Annotated in this window: 1 protein-coding gene (running past one end of the window); it reads left to right on the top strand. The window is 67.4% G+C overall.

The genetic code is table 11. The features are described from left to right. Nucleotides 1-20838, top strand: the 3' end of a protein-coding gene (locus ABZ827_RS19925) for a non-ribosomal peptide synthase/polyketide synthase (protein ID WP_357238542.1). It extends 45621 nt beyond the left edge of the window; 20838 of the gene's 66459 nt are visible here — the last part of the coding sequence; the start codon falls outside the window, past its left edge; it ends in the stop codon at nucleotides 20836-20838.

The raw sequence follows: 20838 nt of genomic DNA, 5'->3' as shown, positions 1-20838 counted from the left end.
GATCTGGCCGGTATGCAGGTCATCATCGCGGGTGGCGAGGCGATCTCGGCCGATCTGGTGGCGAGGTGGTCCACCGCGCCCGGCGACGGATCCGAGCGCCGGTTCCACAACGCCTACGGTCCGACCGAGGCGACGATCGCCACGAATATCAGCGGGGTTCTGCGACCCGGTGATCGGGTGACCATAGGTGGTCCGGTCCGGGGGATGCGGGCGCTGGTATTGGACGACCGGCTCAATCCGGTGCCGGAAGGTGTGGCCGGTGAGTTGTATGTCGGTGGTGTGCAGCTGGCACGCGGTTACCACGCGCGAGCCGGTCTGACCGCGGACCGCTTCGTCGCCGACCCCTACGGTGCGGCCGGTTCGCGCCTGTACCGCACCGGCGATGTGGTGCGGTGGCGCCGTGACGCCGCCGGTGATCCGGCGGTGGAGTACGTGGGCCGCAACGATTTCCAGGTCAAGGTTCGCGGGTTCCGTATCGAACTGGGCGAGATCGATGCCGCGCTCACGTCGCACGCCGCTGTCGATTTCGCGGTCACGACCGGTCATGAGACCGCGGCGGGCGCGACGTCGCTGGTGTCGTATGTGGTGGCCGCGCCCGGACAGACGGTCGACGTCGCGGCGCTGACCGCGCACGCCGGCGAAACTCTGCCGGATTACATGGTGCCGGCGGCGATCATGGTGCTCGACGCGATCCCGCTGACCCCGGCCGGAAAGCTCGACCGCCGGGCCCTTCCGGAGCCCGTCTTCGAGGCGCAGACCGCGTTCCGCGGTCCGCGCACCCCGATCGAACAGACCATCGCCGAGGTCTTTGCCGAGGTGCTGGGCGTGGACCGGGTGGGTGTGGACGATTCGTTCTTCGCCCTGGGCGGCGACAGTATCGTCTCGATCCAGCTGGTGTCGCGGGCCAAGGCGCGCGGTGTGGTCTTCACGCCGCGGCAGGTCTTCGAACAGCGGACGGTGGCCGGGCTGTCCTCGATCGCCGAATCCGCGGAAGCCGATACCGAGGTGCGCACGCTCGTCGAACTGCCGGGCGGCGGTATCGGCACCCTGCCGCTGACCCCGATCGTGCGGTTCATGGCCGAACGGTCCGGGTCCTTCGGGCGGTTCCACCAGCTCAGTGCCTTGGAACTGCCGGTCGGTATCGACCGGGAAACCATCGCCGCTGTCGTCGGCCCGGTGCTCGACCGGCACGATATGCTGCGCGCGAAACTGTATGCCGCGGACGGCGATTGGGTTGTCGAGACGACCGAGCCGGGCAGCGTCGAAGTGAACGAGCTGATCGACCACACCGTATTCGACGGCTCCGCCGACGACGAGGAACTGCTCGCGATCGCGGCGGCGGCCGTCGATGCCGCGCTGGACCGGCTCGACCCCGCGAACGGTGTCGTGGTCCGGTTCGTCTGGCTGGAACCCGATACCGGCGACCGGCCGGGTCATCTGGTGGTCATCGCGCACCACCTCGTGGTCGACGGTGTGTCCTGGCGTGTACTGGTACCCGATTTCGTTCTGTCCGCCGTCGCGCACAGTGCGGGGCAGATCCCCGAGCTGCCCGCGCCGGTCACCTCCATGCGGGCTTGGGCACACGCGCTCGAGCGCAACGCCTACAGCCCCGAGCGGCTGACCGAACTGGAGTACTGGCGGACTGTCGCCGGCACTGCCGATCCGTCGCTCACCGGCCGCCGGATGGATCCGTCGGTGGATACCGCCGGTGTTGTCGATACGCACACGGTGCGGGTATCCCCGGAGGTCACCCAGGCCCTGCTCACCACGGTGCCGGCGCTGTTCCACGGTGGTGTGAACGACGGCCTGCTCACCGCCCTCGTCCTGGCGACCGCCGCCTGGCGGGCGCAGCGCGTGCCCGGGTCCCGGATCGACGACCCGCTGCTGATCCGGCTCGAGGGTCACGGCCGTGAAGAGGAAGTCGCGCCCGGGGCCGATCTGTCCCGTACGGTCGGCTGGTTCACCGCGCTGTTCCCGGTCCGGTTCGAACCCGCCGGAATCGATATCGAGGCCGCGCTCGCCGGCGGCCCGGAGCTCGGCGCCGCGCTGAAGCTCGTGAAGGAGCAATTGCTCGAGGTTCCGGACAAGGGCGTCGGCTACGGCCTGCTGCGCTATATGAACCGCGAGACCGCGGCGGACCTGCCGCGGGATATGCCCGGCCAGGTGAACTTCAACTACCTGGGCCGCGTCGGCGGGGGCGAGATCCCCGACGAGATGCACGGTTTCGGGTGGTTGCCGACGGGCACTCTGGCCGGACTGAACGTCGCCTACGACCCGGATATGCCCGCCATGGCGCCGCTGGATATCAACGCCGTCGTGGCCGGTGACGCGCTGACCGCGCGGATCGGATACCCGTCCACGCTGCTGTCGCGGGACGAGGCCCGGGAATTCGGCGACCTGTGGGTGCGCGCGCTGGAAGCCGTCGCCCACCATGCCGGATCCGCGGGTGCGGGCGGGCACACACCGTCCGACTTCGCGATGGTCGCGCTGTCGCAGCGCGATATCGACAGTATCGAGGCGCGGTACCCGATGCCGGTCGCCGATGTGTGGCCGCTGTCCTCGCTGCAGGCCGGGCTGTTGTTCCACGCGCAGGTCGCCGCCACCTCAGTGGATGTGTACACCGCGCAGGCGGTGCTCACCCTGACCGGCCGGGTGGACGCGGATCGCCTGCAAGCGGCCGCGCAGGCGCTGGTCGATCGCTACGAGATCCTGCGCACGGTCTTCCGCACCGACAGTGCGGGCAACCCGGTGCAGGTGGTTCTGCACGGGGTGCGGATCGATTGGACCGAGCACGACCGCTCCGCGACCGGTGAGTCCGCCGACCTCGTCGAGGCCGACCGGTTGCGGCGCTTCGATCTCACCGAACCGGGTCTCATCCGGTTCACCCTGATCAAGACCGGGGCGGATACCTGGCAGTTCGCGGTGTCGAACCATCACATCCTGCTCGACGGCTGGTCCATGCCCTTGCTCATGCGGGATCTGCTGGCGCTGTACGCGGTTCGCTCCGACACCACCGCGTTGCCGGCCGCCCGCTCCTACCGGAACTTCCTGGAATGGGTCGATCGGCAGGATCACGAGGCATCGCTCGCGGCCTGGAACGAGGCGCTGTCCGGGGTGAGCGAACCGACGCTGCTCACCCGGCCGGAAACCGGGGGCGCGGACTCCGCACACGAGATCGACACGCTCTCCGGCGAGTACGTGTTCGAACTCGACCCCGAGGCCACGGCGCGGATCACCGCGCTCGCCGCCGAACTCGGTATCACCGCGAACACGGTGTTGCAGGTGGCGTGGGCGGTTCTCGTCGGCAGTATGACCAGCCGTGACGATGTGTTGTTCGGCGCGACCGTCTCCGGTCGTCCGCCGCAGCTGACCGGTGTCGAGACCATGGTCGGGTTGTTCATCAACACCGTCCCGGTCCGGGTGCGCTTCGATCAGGGTGAGCCCGCGCGTGAGCTGCTCACCCGGACCCAGGCCGAACAGGCCGATCTGCTGGATCACCACTATGTGGGTCTGGCGGATATCCAGGCCACGGCCGGGATGGCGACCCTGTTCGACACCCTGCTGGTATTCGAGTCGTATCCGGTGGACGCGGACGGTATCCAGGCCCAGGCCACCGATATCGACGGGATGGCGGTGACCGGGCTGAGCGCGGTCGATGCCACCCACTATCCGCTGACCCTGGTCGCCACGCTGGGCAGCACCCTGCGGATCCGCGCCGGGTACCTGCGGGACATATTCGGCGAACCGGACGTGCGGCGCATCGCCGACCGGCTGGTGCGGGTGCTCACCGCGGTCACCGCCGCGCCGGACCGGCCGATCAGCGAGATCGACCTGCTGGACAGCGGCGAACGCGATCTCGTGCTGCGCCGGTGGAACGATACGGCGCACGCCGTCGACTCCACCGCGACCCTGGTTTCACTGTTCGACGCGCAGCTCGCCCGCACCCCGGACGCGCCCGCGCTGACCTTCGGCGAGGAGACCCTGTCCTACGCCGAGTTCTCGGCGCGGGTGAACCTGCTCGCGCGCTGGCTGATCGACCGTGGCGTGGGCCCGGAATCGTTCGTGGCCTTGGGCATGCGTCGTTCGATCGACCTGGTCGTCGGGATGTACGCGGTCGCCGTCGCCGGCGGCGCGTATGTGCCGGTGGATCCGGATCATCCGGCCGAGCGCACCGAATACATTCTGGGCACCGCGGATCCGGTCTGCGTGCTGACCTCCGGCGACGATCTGCCCATCGATACCGCGCAGGTGCGGATCGACAAGCTGGATCTCTCCGGCTACCTCGATACCGCGGTGACCGATGCGGATCGGGTGGCGCCGTTGCGGTCGTCGAATACGGCGTATGTGATCTTCACGTCGGGTTCGACGGGCCGGCCGAAGGGTGTGGCGGTTTCGCATGCGGCGATCGTGAATCGTCTGGTGTGGATGCAGTCGCAGTACGGGTTGCGGTCGCGTGATGTGGTGTTGCAGAAGACGCCGGCGACGTTCGATGTGTCGGTGTGGGAGTTCTTCTGGCCGTTGCAGATCGGTGCCCGGCTGATGGTCGCCAAGCCCGAAGGCCACCGGGATCCCGGCTATCTGGCCGAGGTGATCGAGGCCGAAGGCGTCACGGTGGCGCATTTCGTGCCGTCGATGCTGTCGGTATTCGTGGCCGCGTTGTCCGATTCGGCGCGTGGCGGGTCGCGGTGTGAATCACTGCGGATGGTGTTCTCCTCCGGTGAGGCGCTGGCGCCGAAACCGGCGCAGCGGTTGCGGGAACTGACCGGTACCGCGCTGCACAACCTCTACGGCCCGACCGAGGCCGCGGTGGACGTCACGTTCCACGAGGTGACGGACGCGGACACGGTGTCGGTGCCGATCGGTGCGCCGGTGTTCAACACCCGGGTCTACGTGCTGGACAGTCGTCTGCGTCCGGTACCGGTGGGCGTGGCCGGTGAGCTGTATCTGGCGGGTACACAGCTGGCACGCGGTTATGTGGCACGTCCGGACCTGAGCGCGGATCGGTTCGTGGCGGATCCCTTCGGGACCGCCGAGCGGATGTATCGCACGGGCGACCTGGTCCGGTGGTCCGCGGCGGGTGAGCTGGAGTATCTGGGCCGCACGGACTTCCAGGTGAAACTGCGTGGTCTGCGGATCGAGCTGGGCGAGATCGAGACCGCGTTGCACGCGATCGACGAGGTCGCCCAGGCCGTGGTGGTGATGCGTAGTGATGCGCATACCGGCGACCAGCTCGTCGGCTACCTGGTTCCGACCGAGGGCCAGCAGCTGGATATCGAACTCGTCCGCGAGGACCTGTCCGCGCAGGTGCCGTCCTATATGGTCCCGGCCGCCTTCGTGGTACTCGGTGAACTGCCGCTCAACGCGTCCGGAAAGCTGGACCGCAAGGCACTGCCGGCGCCGGTGTTCGAGGCCCGGGCGTTCCGGGCACCCTCGACCCCGGTCGAGGAGATCGTGGCGGCGACCTTCGCCGAGGTGCTCGGTGCGGAGCGGGTCGGCGCGGACGACGATTTCTTCGCTCTGGGCGGTAACTCGCTCAGCGCGACCCGGGTCGCGGCCCGGTTGTCGCAAGCGCTGGATACCGATCTGGCGGTGCGGGTGCTGTTCGAGGCATCGACGGTGGCCGCCCTGGCCGCCCGCGCGGAAACCCACGCCGGTGCCGGTGGGCGAGTGGCGCTGGTACCGCAACCGCGGCCGACCCAGGTGCTGGCCTCGGGTGAGATCGTGGAGCGGGTGCCGTTGTCGCTGGCGCAGCAGCGGATGTGGTTCCTGAACCGCTTCGACCCGGAATCGGCCGCCGACAATCTGCCGATCGCGGTGCGCCTGTCGGGCCTGCTGGACCGGCAGGCCATGCAGATCGCGATCGCGGATGTGCTCGCACGGCACGAATCGCTGCGTACCTTCTACCCGGAGGCGGACGGGACACCGTTCCAGCAGGTGGTGCCGACCTCGGTGGTCATCCCGGATCTGACGCCGGTGGACGTAGCCGAAGCCGAGCTGCCCGCGCGGGTCGCCGAGTTCGTATCGGCCACTTTCGATGTGACCGCGAATGTGCCGTTCCGGGTCCGGCTGTTCGAGGTGAATCCGACCGAGCACGTCCTGGTTCTCGTCGTGCACCATATTTCGGCGGACGGTTTCTCCATGGGACCGCTGGCCCGCGATGTGATCACCGCCTACAGCGCCCGGATGGACGGGGGCGAACCGGGCTGGCGGCCGCTCGAGGTGCAGTACGCCGATTACACGCTGTGGCAGCGTCAGGTACTGGGTTCGGAGGACGATCCGAAGTCGGTGATCGCCTCGCAGGTCACCTACTGGTCCGAGGCGCTGGCCGGTATTCCGGAGCAGCTGGATCTCCCGGCCGATCGGCCGCGCCCCGCGGTGGCCTCCGGGCTGGGCGCCAGCTATGCCTTCGATATCGACGCCGCCGTGCACGCCGACCTGGTGGAGCTCGCCCGAGCCCACGGGGTGACCTTCTTCATGGTCGTGCACGCCGCCTTCGCGGTGCTGCTGTCCCGGTTGTCCGGTGAATCCGATATCGTCGTCGGCACCCCGGTGGCCGGGCGTGGTGAACGCGCGCTCGACGATCTGATCGGCATGTTCGTCAATACCCTCGCGCTGCGGACACCGGTCGATTCCGGCGCCGGTTTCGCCGAACTGCTGGAGACGGTGCGCAGCGGCGATGTGGCCGCGTTCGGGCACGCGGATCTGCCGTTCGAGCGCCTGGTCGAGGTCCTGAACCCGGCCCGGTCGCAGGCACGGCACCCGCTGTTCCAGGTGATGCTGTCGCTGCAGAACAACAATCCGCAGATCGCCGGTGAACTACCCGGTCTGACGATCAGCGGTCTCGAATCACCCATCGAGACAGCGAAATTCGATCTGCAGCTCGAGCTGAGCGAGCGGATGGGTCCGGCCGGCCGGGGAGCGGCCGGGGTCACGGGCAATTTCATCTACGCGACGGACCTTTTCGATCCCGCCACGATCCATGGGTTCGCGGATCGTTTCGCGCGGTTGCTCCGTGAGATCGTGGCAGACCCCGCGAAGGCAGTGGGAGACCTGGACGTACTCGGGCCGGTCGAACGCACTCGTGTGCTTGCCGAGTGGAATGCGACCGAGTACGCGGTCCAGGCGGAGCTGTTGCTGGACGGATTTGTTGCTGCGGCGGCTGCGCATCCGGATCGGGTGGCGGTGTCGTTCGAGGGGACGAGTCTGTCTTATGGGGAGTTCTCGGCTCGGGTGAATCGTTTGGCGCGGTATCTGGTCGCGCAGGGTGTGGGTCCGGAGACGTTGGTCGGTTTGCTGATGTCGCGGTCGCTGGATCTGGTTGTGGGGATGTATGCGGTGGTGGCCGCGGGTGGTGCGTATGTGCCGTTGGATCCGGCGCATCCGGTGGAGCGGATCGGGTACATCCTGGATACCGCTTCGCCGCTGTGTGTCCTGACTACTACCGCTGATGTGGCGGCAGTGGCCGACGGTGCCGGCCTGAGCACGGACGTCCCGGTGGTCACGGTGGATACGCTCGACGTGTCCGCCTATGCCGAGGTCGCGGTGACCGATGCCGATCGGCGCGCGCCTTTGCGGTCGTCGAATACGGCGTACGTGATCTTCACGTCGGGTTCGACGGGTCGTCCGAAGGGTGTGGCGGTGCCACATTCGGCGATCGCGAATCAGGTCGCGTGGATGCTGGCCGAGTACCCGCTGGGCCGTAACGATGTGTATCTGCAGAAGACGGCGACGACGTTCGACGTCTCTTTGTGGGGTTACTTCCTGCCGTTGGCGGCTGGTGCGCATCTGGTCGTCGCTACTCCGGACGGTCACCGCGATACCGAGTATCTGGCGCGCACGATTGCCGAGCAGGGCGTGACGGTCACCGACTTCGTGCCCTCGATGCTGGGCGTATTCGCCGCCCAGACTGTGGCGGGCTCGATTCCGTCGCTCGAGCATGTGTTCGTGATCGGTGAGGCTTTGCCGCCGGAGACCGTGACCGCGATGCACGCGATTTCCGATGCCGCGGTGCACAACTTGTACGGTCCGACCGAGGCCGCGGTGTCGATCACGTATTGGCAGGCCACCGGTGACGAGACCACCAGCGTGCCGATCGGTGTGCCGCAGTGGAATTCACGGGTGTACGTACTGGATTCGCGACTGCGGCCGGTACCTGCCGGTGTGACGGGTGAGTTGTATCTCGCGGGTGATCAGCTGGCTCGCGGCTATGTGACCCGTCCGGATCTGAGTTCGGATCGGTTCGTCGCGAGCCCGTTCGATGCCGGGCAGCGGATGTACCGCACGGGTGACCTGGTGCGCTGGCAGCAGGTCGATGGTTCGCCGGTGCTGGAGTATCTGGGTCGTACCGATTTCCAGGTGAAGTTCCGTGGTCAGCGGATCGAGCTGGGTGAGATCGAGTCGGCGTTGCTGGCGCAGCCGGTGGTGAGCCAGGCGGTGGTGACGGTGGCTGCGTCGGATCTGGGTGAGCAGCTGGTCGCCTATGTGGTGCCCGCACCCGGGGAACAGATCGTGTCCTCGACAGTGCTGGACGCGCTGCGGGATGTGTTGCCGGTGTACATGATCCCGGCGGTGGTCATGGAACTGGACGAGTTCCCGTTGAACACGTCGGGCAAGCTGGATCGTAAGGCGTTGCCGGCGCCGGTGTTCGAGGCGCGGGAGTTCCGGGCGGCGTCGACGCCGATCGAGGAGATCGTGGCGGGTGTGTTCGCCGATGTGCTGGGTGTGCGGCGTGTCGGTGCGGATGATGATTTCTTCGCGCTGGGTGGTAACTCGCTGATCGCGACGCAGGTCGCGGCCCGGTTGGGTGCCGCGCTGGATACGCGGGTCCCGGTACGGACACTGTTCGAGGCCGCGACTGTTTCGGCGTTGGCGGCGCGGATCCAGGAGCAGGCCGGCGCGGGTGGCCGGATAGCCCTGGTGCCGCAGCCGCGTCCGACCCGGAACCTGGTCTCGGGCGAGAGTGTCGAGGCGGCGCCGTTGTCGATGGCGCAGCAGCGGATGTGGTTCCTGAACCGGTTCGATCAGCAGTCGGCGGCCTACAACCTGCCGATGGCGATCCGGCTCTCGGGCGCATTGGGTGTGGACGCGTTGCGTGCCGCGGTCACCGACCTGGTGGGCCGCCACGAGGTGTTGCGGACGGTGTATCCGGAGACCGAGTCGGGTCCGGTGCAGGTGGTGCTGCCGGCCGGTGCGGCGCCGCGGTTGCAGGTTCGTTCGATCGCTGCCGGTGACGTGGTAGCGGCGGTATCGGAGCTGGCATCGGCCGGTTTCGATGTGACCGACGAGGTGCCGCTGCGGGTCGCGCTGTTCGAGATCGACGGCACGCCCGGCGAGTTCGTATTGGCGATGGTGATCCATCACATCGCCGGTGACGGGTTGTCGATGGCTCCGCTGACCCGGGACCTGATGACCGCTTACGCCGCGCGCACCGCCGGGGAGGCCCCGGGCTGGGCACCGTTGCCGGTGCAGTACGCGGACTACAGCATCTGGCAGCGCGAGCTGCTGGGTGACGAAGCCGATACGGGGTCGCTCGCCGCGCAGCAGGTCGGCTACTGGCAGTCGGCATTGGCCGGTGTGCCGGATCAGCTGGATCTGCCGACCGACCGGCCGCGTCCGGCGGTGCAGTCCTTCGCGGGCAGCCGGGTCCGGGTCGAGATCGATGCCGAAACCCACGCGGGATTGGTGCGTGTCGCCCAGCAGCGGAACGCGACCCTGTTCATGGTGGTGCATTCCGCTCTCGCCGTGCTGCTGTCGCGGTTGTCCGGTACCGATGACATCACCGTCGGTACGCCGGTGGCGGGTCGCGGTGAGCGGGCGCTGGACGATCTGATCGGTATGTTCGTGAACACCCTGGTGTTCCGGACACAACTCGATCGCGGTGAATCGTTCGCCGACCTGCTCGCCCGGCAGCGTGAGGTCGATATCGCGGCGTTCGCGCATGCGGATGTGCCGTTCGAGCGCCTGGTCGAGGTCCTGAACCCGGCCCGTTCGCAGGCACGGCATCCGCTGTTCCAGGTGGGTCTTACCTTCCAGAACCTGACACAGTCGAATCTGGAACTGCCGGGCCTGACGGTCTCGGGTGTCGAGGTCGATACCGAGATCTCGCAGTTCGATCTGAACCTGCTGCTCGGTGATACCTACGACGAATCAGGCGCGCCGCTGGGGGTGGCGGGTTATCTGACCTATGCCACCGCGTTGTTCGACCACACCACCGTCGAGGGCTTCGCGGATCGTTTCGCGCGGTTGCTGCGGGAGATCGTGGCCGCGCCGGAGACGGCTGTCGGTGATCTCGAGATCCTGGCTCCGGTCGAGCGCACCGAGGTGCTGGCGGAGTGGAATGCGACCGAGTACGCGGTCCAGGCGGAGTTGTTGCTGGACGGATTTGTTGCGGCGGCGGCTGCGCATCCGGATCGGGTGGCGGTGTCGTTCGAGGGGACGAGTCTGTCGTATGGGGAGTTCTCGGCTCGGGTGAATCGTTTGGCGCGGTATCTGGTCGCGCAGGGTGTGGGTCCGGAGACGTTGGTCGGTTTGCTGATGTCGCGGTCGCTGGATCTGGTTGTGGGGATGTATGCGGTGGTGGCCGCGGGTGGTGCGTATGTGCCGTTGGATCCGGCGCATCCGGTGGAGCGGATCGGGTACATCCTGGATACCGCTTCGCCGCTGTGTGTACTGACGACTACCGCCGACGCGGCGGCGGTCCCCGGGGACACGAGTGCGCCGGTGCTGGCCCTCGACACCCTCGATCTCGATTCGTACGAATCCACACCGGTTGCCGATGGTGATCGGGTGGCGCCGTTGCGGTCGTCGAATACGGCGTACGTGATCTTCACGTCCGGCTCGACGGGTCGCCCGAAGGGTGTGGCGGTGCCACATTCGGCGATCGCGAATCAGGTCGCGTGGATGCTGGCCGAGTATCCGCTGGGCCGCAACGATGTGTACCTGCAGAAGACGGCGACGACGTTCGACGTCTCTTTGTGGGGCTACTTCCTGCCGCTGGCAGCGGGTGCGCATTTGGTCGTCGCTACTCCGGACGGTCATCGCGATACCGAGTATCTGGCGCGCACGATTGCCGAGCAGGGGGTGACGGTCACCGACTTCGTGCCCTCGATGCTTTCGGTATTCGCTGCCCATACGCCGGCCGAGGCTGTCCGGAGTCTCGAGCACGTGTTCGTGATCGGTGAGGCGTTGCCGCCGGAGACCGTGACCGCGATGCACGCGATCTCGGATGCGGCGGTGCACAACTTGTACGGTCCGACCGAGGCCGCGGTGTCGATCACGTATTGGCAGGCGACCGGTGACGAGACCAATAGTGTGCCGATCGGTGTGCCGGAGTGGAACAGCCGTGTGTATGTGCTGGATTCGCGGTTGCATCCGGTACCCGAGGGCGTGGTCGGTGAGTTGTATCTGGCGGGTGACCAGTTGGCTCGCGGCTATGTGACCCGTCCGGATCTGAGTTCGGATCGTTTCGTGGCGAGCCCGTTCGATGCCGGGCAGCGGATGTACCGCACGGGCGACCTGGTGCGGTGGACTCGGGCCGAAACCTCGGTTTACGGCCGGGTCGAGACGCGACCGGTGCTGGAGTATCTGGGTCGTACCGATTTCCAGGTGAAGTTCCGTGGTCAGCGGATCGAGCTGGGTGAGATCGAGTCGGCGTTGCTGGCGCAGCCGGTGGTGAGCCAGGCGGTGGTGACGGTGGCTGCGTCGGATCTGGGTGAGCAGCTGGTCGCCTATGTGGTGCCCGCACCCGGGGAACAGATCGTGTCCTCGACGGTGCTGGATGCGCTGCGGGATGTGTTGCCGGTGTACATGATCCCGGCGGTGGTCATGGAACTGGATGCGTTCCCGTTGAACACGTCGGGCAAGCTGGATCGTAAGGCGTTGCCCGCCCCGGTGTTCGAGGCGCGGGAGTTCCGGGCGGCCTCGACGCCGATCGAGGAGATCGTGGCGGGTGTGTTCGCCGATGTGCTGGGTGTGCGGCGTGTCGGTGCGGACGATGATTTCTTCGCGCTGGGTGGTAACTCGCTGATCGCGACGCAGGTCGCGGCGCGGCTGGGTGCGGCGCTGGATACGCAGGTTCCGGTACGGATGCTGTTCGAAGCGTCCACGGTGACCGCGCTGGCAGCTGCCGCGGAATCCGCCGCCGGTCGCGGTAACCTGCCCGTTCTCGCTGCGCGCGAGCGCCCGGAGCGGGTGCCGTTGTCGCTGGCACAGCAGCGGATGTGGTTCCTGAACCGGTTCGACGGTGATTCGGCGGCGTACAACATTCCGCTGGCCATCCGGCTCTCGGGCGCACTGGATGTGGGCGCGTTGCGTGCCGCGGTCGCCGATGTGGTCGCGCGGCACGAGGTGCTGCGGACGGTGTACCCGGAGACCGATTCCGGTCCGGTACAGGTGGTACTGCCCGCCGGCGCGGCCGTGCCGCGGCTGGAGGTCCGGTCGGTGACCGGCGACGAGCTGATCCCGGTGGTCACCGAGCTGGCTTCGACCGGTTTCGATGTGACCGGCGAGGTGCCTCTGCGGGTGGCGCTGCTCCGAGTGGAAGACGCGGCCGGTGGTTCCGCGGCGGATACCGAGACCGGAGCCGGTGAGTTCGTCCTGGCGATGGTGATCCATCACATCGCCGGTGACGGCGCTTCGGTGGGACCGCTGACCCGCGATGTGATGACCGCGTACGCGGCCCGTACCGCGGGTGAGGCTCCGGGCTGGGCGCCGTTGCCGGTGCAGTACGCCGATTTCAGCATCTGGCAGCGGGAACTGCTGGGCGACGAGTCCGATCCGGAATCGCTTGCGGCGAAACAGGTCGGATACTGGCAATCGGCGCTGGCCGGTATACCCGACCAGCTGGACCTCCCGGCGGACCGTCCGCGTCCGGCGGTGCAGTCGTTCACCGGTGGCCGGGTCGAGGTGCTGATCGATGCCGATATCCATGCCGGACTGGCGCGGGTGGCGCAGCAGCAGGGCGCAACCCTGTTCATGGTCGTGCATTCGGCACTCGCGGTGCTGCTGTCGCGGCTGTCGGGTACCGAGGACATCACCATCGGTACTCCGGTCGCGGGTCGTGGTGAGGCAGCGCTGGATGACCTGATCGGTATGTTCGTGAACACGCTGGTGTTCCGGACCGAACTCGATCGTGGTGAATCGTTCGCGGATCTGCTGGCCCGTCAGCGTGAGGTCGATATCGCGGCGTTCGCGAATGCGGATGTGCCGTTCGAGCGCCTGGTCGAGGTATTGAATCCGGCGCGTTCGACGGCGCGGCACCCGCTGTTCCAGGTGGGCTTCTCGTTCCAGAACCTGGCGCAGTCCAGCCTGGAGCTACCGGACCTGACGGTCTCGGGTCTCGAGGTCGATACCGAGATCTCGCAGTTCGACCTGCATCTGATCGTCGGGGACAGCTACGACGAAGCAGGCGCGGCGCAGGGTATCGGCGGGTCGCTGACCTACTCGACGGATCTTTTCGATCGGGCCACGGTGGAGGAGTTCGTGGCTCGGTTCGTCCGGCTGCTGGCCGAGATCGTGGCCGACCCCTCGGTACCGGTGGGCGATCTGGAGCTTCTGGCTCCGGCCGAGCGCAAGGCGCTCGAGGCCCGTAATGCGACTGTGCGGGAGCTGGATTCGTCGGCGACGCTGGTGTCGTTGCTGGATGATTCGGTATCCGGAGATCCGGATGCGGTGGCGTTGGTGGCTGCTGATGGTTCGCCGGTCACGTATGCGGAGTTGGGTTCGCGGGTCAATCGTTTGGCGCGGTTCCTGATCGGTCAGGGTGTGGGTCCGGAGGATCGGGTCGGGCTGGCGTTGCGCCGGTCGGTGGATCTGGTTGTCGCGATGTACGCGGTGGCTGCTGCCGGTGGTGTGTATGTGCCGTTGGATCCGGACCAGCCGGCCGAACGCACGGACTACATTCTGGATACCGCGGCACCGGTCTGTGTGCTGACGACTACCGAGACCGGATTCAGCACCGCCGCTGATGTGCCGCTGGTGTCGCTGGATATTGCCGACCTCGATGGATTCGACGCTTCCGCGGTTGCTGATGTGGAGCGATCGGCGCCGTTGCGGTCGTCGAACACGGCGTATGTGATCTTCACGTCGGGTTCGACCGGGCGCCCGAAGGGTGTGGCGGTGCCGCATGCGGCGATCGTGAATCAGTTGCGCTATATCACCGCGGAGTTCGGGTTGGATGCCTCGGATGCGGTGTTGTTGAAGACGGCGGCGACGTTCGATTTGTCGGTGTGGGAGTTCTGGCTCGCGGCGGTGTGTGGCGGCCGGATGGTTATCGCCTCGCCGGAGGGTCATCGGGATCCGTCGTATCTGAACGAGTTGATGGCTCGGGAGCAGGTGACCACTCTGACGGTGGTGCCGTCGATGCTGGACGCCCTGCTCGGCAGCGATGCGGGTATCGCCGGTTCGTTGCGGCGGGTGCTGGCGATCGGTGAAGCACTGCCGGCGGCGACGGCGCAGCGGATGCTGTCGGAGCATTCCGGGATCGCGTTGTTCAATTTGTACGGTCCGACCGAGGCGGCGGTGTCGATCACCACGCACCGCGTCACCACTGCCGACGTAGTTTCGGTGCCTGTCGGTGTGCCGCAATGGAATTCGCGTGTCTATGTGCTGGATTCGCGGTTGGCGCCGGTGCCCGACGGTGTTGCGGGTGAGTTGTATCTGGCCGGTGTGCAGCTCGCGGCGGGTTACTTCGGTCGCTCGGATTTGAGTGCGGAGCGGTTCGTCGCCGATCCGTTCGCGCCGGGTGCGCGGATGTATCGCACGGGTGATCTCGTGGTGTGGAATCGTGCCGGTGAGCTGGAGTATCGGGGTCGTACCGATTTCCAGGTCAAGATCCGTGGTTTCCGTATCGAGCTGGGTGAGATCGAGGCCGCGTTGCTGGCGTTGCCGGAGGTCGCGCAGGCCGCGGTGGTGGCGAAGTCGGATCCGCGGACCGGGGATCGGCTCGTGGGCTATCTCGTGCCCGCCGCAGGTGGCGATCTGGATATTGCCGGTATCCAGACGGAGCTGGGCGAGCGGTTGCCGTCGTATATGGTGCCGTCGGCGTTCGTGGAACTCGATGCGCTGCCGTTGAATGTGAATGGCAAGCTGGATCGTAAAGCGTTGCCGGAGCCGGTGTTCGAGGCTCGGGTGTTCCGGGCGCCGTCGACCCCGATCGAGGAGATCGTGGCGGGGGTGTTCGGTGAGGTGCTCGGTGTGGACCGGGTCGGTGCGGATGATGATTTCTTCGCGCTGGGTGGTAATTCGCTGGTGGCGACGCAGGTGGCGGCTCGGTTGGGTAAGGCGTTGGATACGACGGTGCCGGTGCGGGCGTTGTTCGAGGCGTCGACGGTGGCTGGTTTGGCGGTTCGGGTGGAGCGGCATGCCGGCTCCGGCGGGCGTCTGGCGCTCACCGCCGGTCCGCGTCCGGAGTCTGTGCCGTTGTCGCTGGCGCAGCAGCGGATGTGGTTCCTCAACCGGTTCGATCAGGAGTCGACGGCCTACAACATCCCGCTCGCCATCCGGTTGACGGGTGCGCTGGATGTGGACGCGTTGCGTGCGGCGGTCGCCGATGTGGTGGCACGGCACGAGGTGTTGCGGACGGTGTATCCGGACACCGACTCCGGTGCGGTGCAGGTGGTATTGCCGGTCGGTGACGCGGTGCCACAGCTGGAGATACGGTCGGTGGCCGCGGCGGATGTGGTGTCGGCGGTATCGGAGTTGGTGTCGGCCGGTTTCGACGTCACCGAGCAGGTGCCGTTGCGGGTCGGGTTGTTCCAGATCGACGATCCGGCGGACGAGTTCGTGCTCGCGATGGTTGTGCATCACATCGCGGCCGACGGTTCGTCGGTGGGCCCGCTGGCCCGGGATGTGATGACCGCCTACGCGGCGCGTGCCGCAGGTGAAGCCCCGGGCTGGGCGCCGTTGCCGGTGCAGTACGCGGATTACAGCATCTGGCAGCGGGAACTGCTGGGCGATGAATCCGATCCCGAGTCGTTGATGGCCGGGCAGATCGGGTACTGGCAGTCGGCGTTGGCGGGTGTGCCGGATCAGCTGGATCTGCCGGTGGATCGGCCGCGTCCGGCGGTGCAGTCGGTCGCGGGTGGCCGAGTGCAGGTAGCGATCGACGCCGAGACCCATGCCGGTCTGTTGCGGGTGGCCCAGCAGCACAATGCGACTTTGTTCATGGTTGTGCATTCGGCGCTGGCGGTATTGCTGGCCCGGCTGTCCGGTAGTGATGACGTCACGATCGGTACGCCGGTTGCGGGTCGTGGTGAGCAGGCGCTGGATGATCTGATCGGTATGTTCGTGAATACGCTGGTGTTCCGGACCGAGCTCGATCGTGGTGAATCGTTCGCGGATCTGCTGGGTCGTCAGCGTGAGGTGGATATCGCGGCGTTCGCGCATGCGGATGTGCCGTTCGAGCGTTTGGTGGAGGTGCTGAATCCGGCGCGTTCGCAGGCGCGGCACCCGTTGTTCCAGGTGGGCTTCTCGTTCCAGAACCTGGCGCAGTCCAGTCTGGAGCTGCCGGGATTGACCGTATCGGCTGTGGATGTCGATACCGAGATCTCGCAGTTCGATCTGAACGTGATCCTGGGTGACAACTACGACGAGACCGGCTCCGCTGTGGGCGTAGGAGGGTACTTCACCTACGCCACCGCACTGTTCGACCAGGCCACGGTGGCCGGGTTCGTCGACCGGTTCGTGCGGTTGCTGTCCGAAATCGCGGCGGACCCGTCGGTGCCGGTGGGCGACGTGGAGATCCTGGGCCCCGTCGAGCGGTCGCGGGTGCTGGCGGAGTGGAACGCGACCGAGCACGCGCTGGCGCCGGAGCTGTTGCTCGATGGGTTCGCCCGCGCGGTGGCCGAGTTCCCGGACCGGGTGGCGGTGTCGTTCGAAGGTACGGATCTGACCTATGCGGAGCTGGATGCGCGGGTCAATCGGCTGGCGCGGTATCTGATCGACTGTGGTGTGCGGCCGGAGTCGCTGGTCGGGTTGATGGTGTCGCGGTCGATCGACCTGCTGGTCGGCATGTATGCCGTGGTGGCGGCCGGTGGTGCGTATGTGCCGCTGGATCCCGCGCATCCGGCGGAGCGGATCGGGTACATCCTCGATACCGCCGCACCCGTGTGTGTGCTGACGACGACCGCGGATTCCGCCGCGGTGCCCGAAGGCTCGGATATACCGGTGCTCGTACTGGACACTCTCGATACGAGTCGTTTCGACGCCTCGCGGGTGTCCGATGCCGAGCGGCCGGCGTCGCTGCGGCCGTCGAATACGGCGTATGTGATCTTCACGTCGGGCTCGACGGGTCGTCCGAAGGGTGTGGCGGTTTCGCATTCGGCGATCGCGAATCAGGTCGCGTGGATGCTGTCGCAGTATCCGCTGGGTACCTCGGATGTGTACCTGCAGAAGACGGCGACCACGTTCGACGTCTCTTTGTGGGGCTACTTCCTGCCGCTGGCGGCCGGTGCCCGGCTCGTCGTCGCAACGCCGGACGGTCACCGGGATCCGGAGTATCTCGCCCGCACGATTGCCGAGCAGCAGGTCACGGTGACCGATTTCGTGCCGTCGATGCTGACCGTGTTCGCGGCGCATACCGAGGCGGGTTCGATCCCGAGCCTGGAGCATGTGTTCGTGATCGGTGAGGCGTTGCCGCCGGAGACCGTGACCGCGATGCAGGCGATCTCGGATGCGGCGGTGCACAACTTGTACGGTCCGACCGAGGCCGCGGTGTCGATCACGTATTGGCAGGCGACCGGTGACGAGACCACCAGTGTGCCGATCGGTGTTCCGCAGTGGAATTCGCGTGTGTACGTGCTGGATTCGCGGTTGCGGCCCGTGCCCGAGGGCGTTGTCGGTGAGTTGTATCTCGCGGGTGACCAGTTGGCTCGTGGCTATGTCACTCGCCCGGATCTGAGTGCCGATCGTTTCGTGGCGAGCCCGTTCGATCCCGCACAGCGGATGTACCGCACCGGTGACCTGGTGCGGTGGCGGCGGGCCGGCACCTCGGCCGACGGCTCCGAGGTATCGCAACCGGTGCTGGAATACCTGGGTCGTACCGACTTCCAGGTGAAGTTCCGTGGCCAGCGGATCGAACTGGACGAGATCGCGTCGGCGTTCCTGGCGCAGCCGCAGGTGAGCCAGGCCGTGGTCACGGTGGCGGGTTCGCAGCTCGGCGAGCAGCTGGTGGCCTATGTGGTGCCGGCGCCGGGCGGGCAGATCGCGCAGGCGGAGCTGCTCGATGCGGTCCGCGAGGTGCTGCCGGTCTATATGGTTCCGGCCGCGGTGGTCGTGCTCGACGCGTTCCCGTTGAACACCTCGGGCAAGCTGGATCGTAAGGCGTTGCCGGAACCGGTGTTCGAGGCGCGGGAGTTCCGGGCGGCCTCGACGCCGATCGAGGAGATCGTCGCGGGTGTATTCGCCGAGGTGCTCGGTGTGGATCGCGTCGGCGCGGATGACGATTTCTTCGCACTCGGCGGTAACTCGCTGGTGGCGACGCAGGTGGCCGCGCGGTTGGGTAAGGCGCTGGATACGCAGGTGCCGGTGCGGGCGCTGTTCGAGGATTCCACCGTCAGCGCGCTGGCGGCGCGGATCCAGGAGCAGGCCGGTTCGGGTGGGCGCCGGGCGCTGGTGGCCGGTCCGCGGCCGGAGTTCGTCCCGTTGTCGCTGGCACAGCAGCGGATGTGGCTGATCAACCAGTTCGATCCGAGTTCGGCCGCGTACAACATCCCGCTGGCCATCCAGCTGACCGGCGACCTCGACGTGGAAGCGTTGCGGCAGGCGGTGGCGGATGTGCTGGAACGCCACGAATCGCTGCGTACCCGCTACCCGGTCGGGCCGGACGAGGTGCCCTACCAGGACATCCTGCCGGTCGGGCAGGTACTCGAGGGCGGTCTGGAGATCGCGACCACCGATGACCCGGTGGCGCGGATCACCGAGCTGCTGTCGTCCGGGTTCGACGTCACCGACCGGGCACCGGTACGGATGCTGCTGCTGACCACGGGCCCCAGCGAATATGTGCTGGCATTGGTCGCGCACCATATCGCGGCCGACGGTGCGTCGATGGCGCCGCTGGCACGGGATCTGGCGACGGCCTATCTGGCCCGGTCCGGCGGTGAGGTGCCGAGCTGGGCACCGTTGCCGGTGCAGTACGCGGACTTCGCCATCTGGCAGCGCGCGGTGGTCGGTGACGAAGCCGACGGGAACTCGGTCGCGGCCGCACAGCTGGCGTACTGGCAGAAGCAGCTCGACGGGGTCACCGGTGAGGTCGCATTGCCGCTGGACCGGCCGCGTCCGCCGATACCGTCGATGCGTGGTGGAGCCACCGGGTTCGCCGTGGACGCCGATATCCACCGGTCGCTGGACGAGTCCGCGCGGGCGAGCGGCGTGACGATGTTCATGGTGATGCATGCCGCGGTGGCGGTGCTGATGTCCCGGCTCACGAACGCCGGCGATGTCCTCGTCGGTACCCCGATAGCCGGACGCGGTGAACGTGAGCTGGACGATCTGGTCGGTATGTTCGTCAACACGCTGGCGCTGCGCACCCGGGTGGAGCCCACGATGACCTTCGCCGAGTTGCTCGACCACACCCGGGAAACGGATCTGTCGGCCTTCGCCAACGGTGACGTCCCCTTCGAGCGCGTGGTGCAGGCGGTGCTGCCGGACCGGGCGGCCGCGCACAACCAGCTCCTCAATGTGGTGCTGTCGTTCGAGAACACCGAGCAGGCCGCGCTGGACCTGCCCGGACTCACCGTGCAGGCGCTGGACGGGGGTGTGCTCGCCGCGAAATTCGATCTGGGAATCGGTATCGATCCCCGGCGTGACGCCGACGGCGGCTTCGGTGAGTTGCTGACCGTGTTCACCTACGCCGCGGAGCTGTTCGACGAGTCGACCGTGCAGTCCTTCGGCCGCAGGTTCGAACGCATCCTCGCCGCGGTGGCCGCCGATCCACAGATCCGGGTGGGCGATATCGATATCCTCGACAGCGCGGAACGCGACCGGATGGCCGCGCCCGCACAGCAGGTGGCGCCGGTGGCCACATCGGGTACGGCACTGCCACAGACACTGGGCACCTCGGTCGAGGACGATCCCGAAGGCCCCGCTGTCGTATGGGGCGATAACGAGGTCACCTATCAGGAGCTGGACGCGCGATCGTCCCGGCTGGCCCGCGTCCTGATCGCGCGCGGTTACGGGCCCGGCACCGGGATCGTGGTCGGGCTCGAGCGTGGCGTGGACGCGGCGGTCGCGACCTGGGCGGTGCTCAAAACGGGTGCCGCGCTGGTCCCGGCCGATGCGGTCGAGGCCGCGACGGCGGCGGGCCTGACGGTCGCGGCGGGAATCGCCGACGGCTCGCGGCCCGAGGCTCCCGCGGTGGATTGGCTGGTGCTCGACGATCCGGCGACCGCCGATGCGATCGCCGCCGAGTCGCCGCGTCCGGTCACCTACGCGCACCGGGTCCGCCCGCTGCAGGGCGGCGATCCGGCGTACGCGGCGGCGGACGGCCGTATCGTGTCCTACGACGCGCTGGCGGCCCTGGTCGCGGAGGTGCACACGGCCACCGAGCTGACCTACGAATCCCGGACCTTCCGGTTCGGGCGTACCGACGGTCCGGCCGCGGTCGTGGAGATCGTGGCGGCGGGCGCCGCCGGGGCGGCCGTGGTACTGGTCCCCGAGGTGACCAGCGATGCGCTCGCCGACGAGTGGGTCACGCACCTGTGGATCGACCGGGCGGGTCTCGCGGCGCTGGACCCGGACGCCCTGGAGGATCTGTCCGGGCTCGTCCTCGAAGAGGCCGGGCGGCCGGACGGGTCGTGGGCGCAGGTGGAACATGTGCTCGAGCTGACCGAGTCACTCGACTGA

Source organism: Nocardia sp. NPDC019395 (assembly GCF_040632335.1).
GTDB lineage: Bacteria > Actinomycetota > Actinomycetes > Mycobacteriales > Mycobacteriaceae > Nocardia.
The sequence above is the reverse complement of the archived record's forward strand: the minus strand, read 5'-3'. Positions and strand labels throughout refer to the sequence as shown.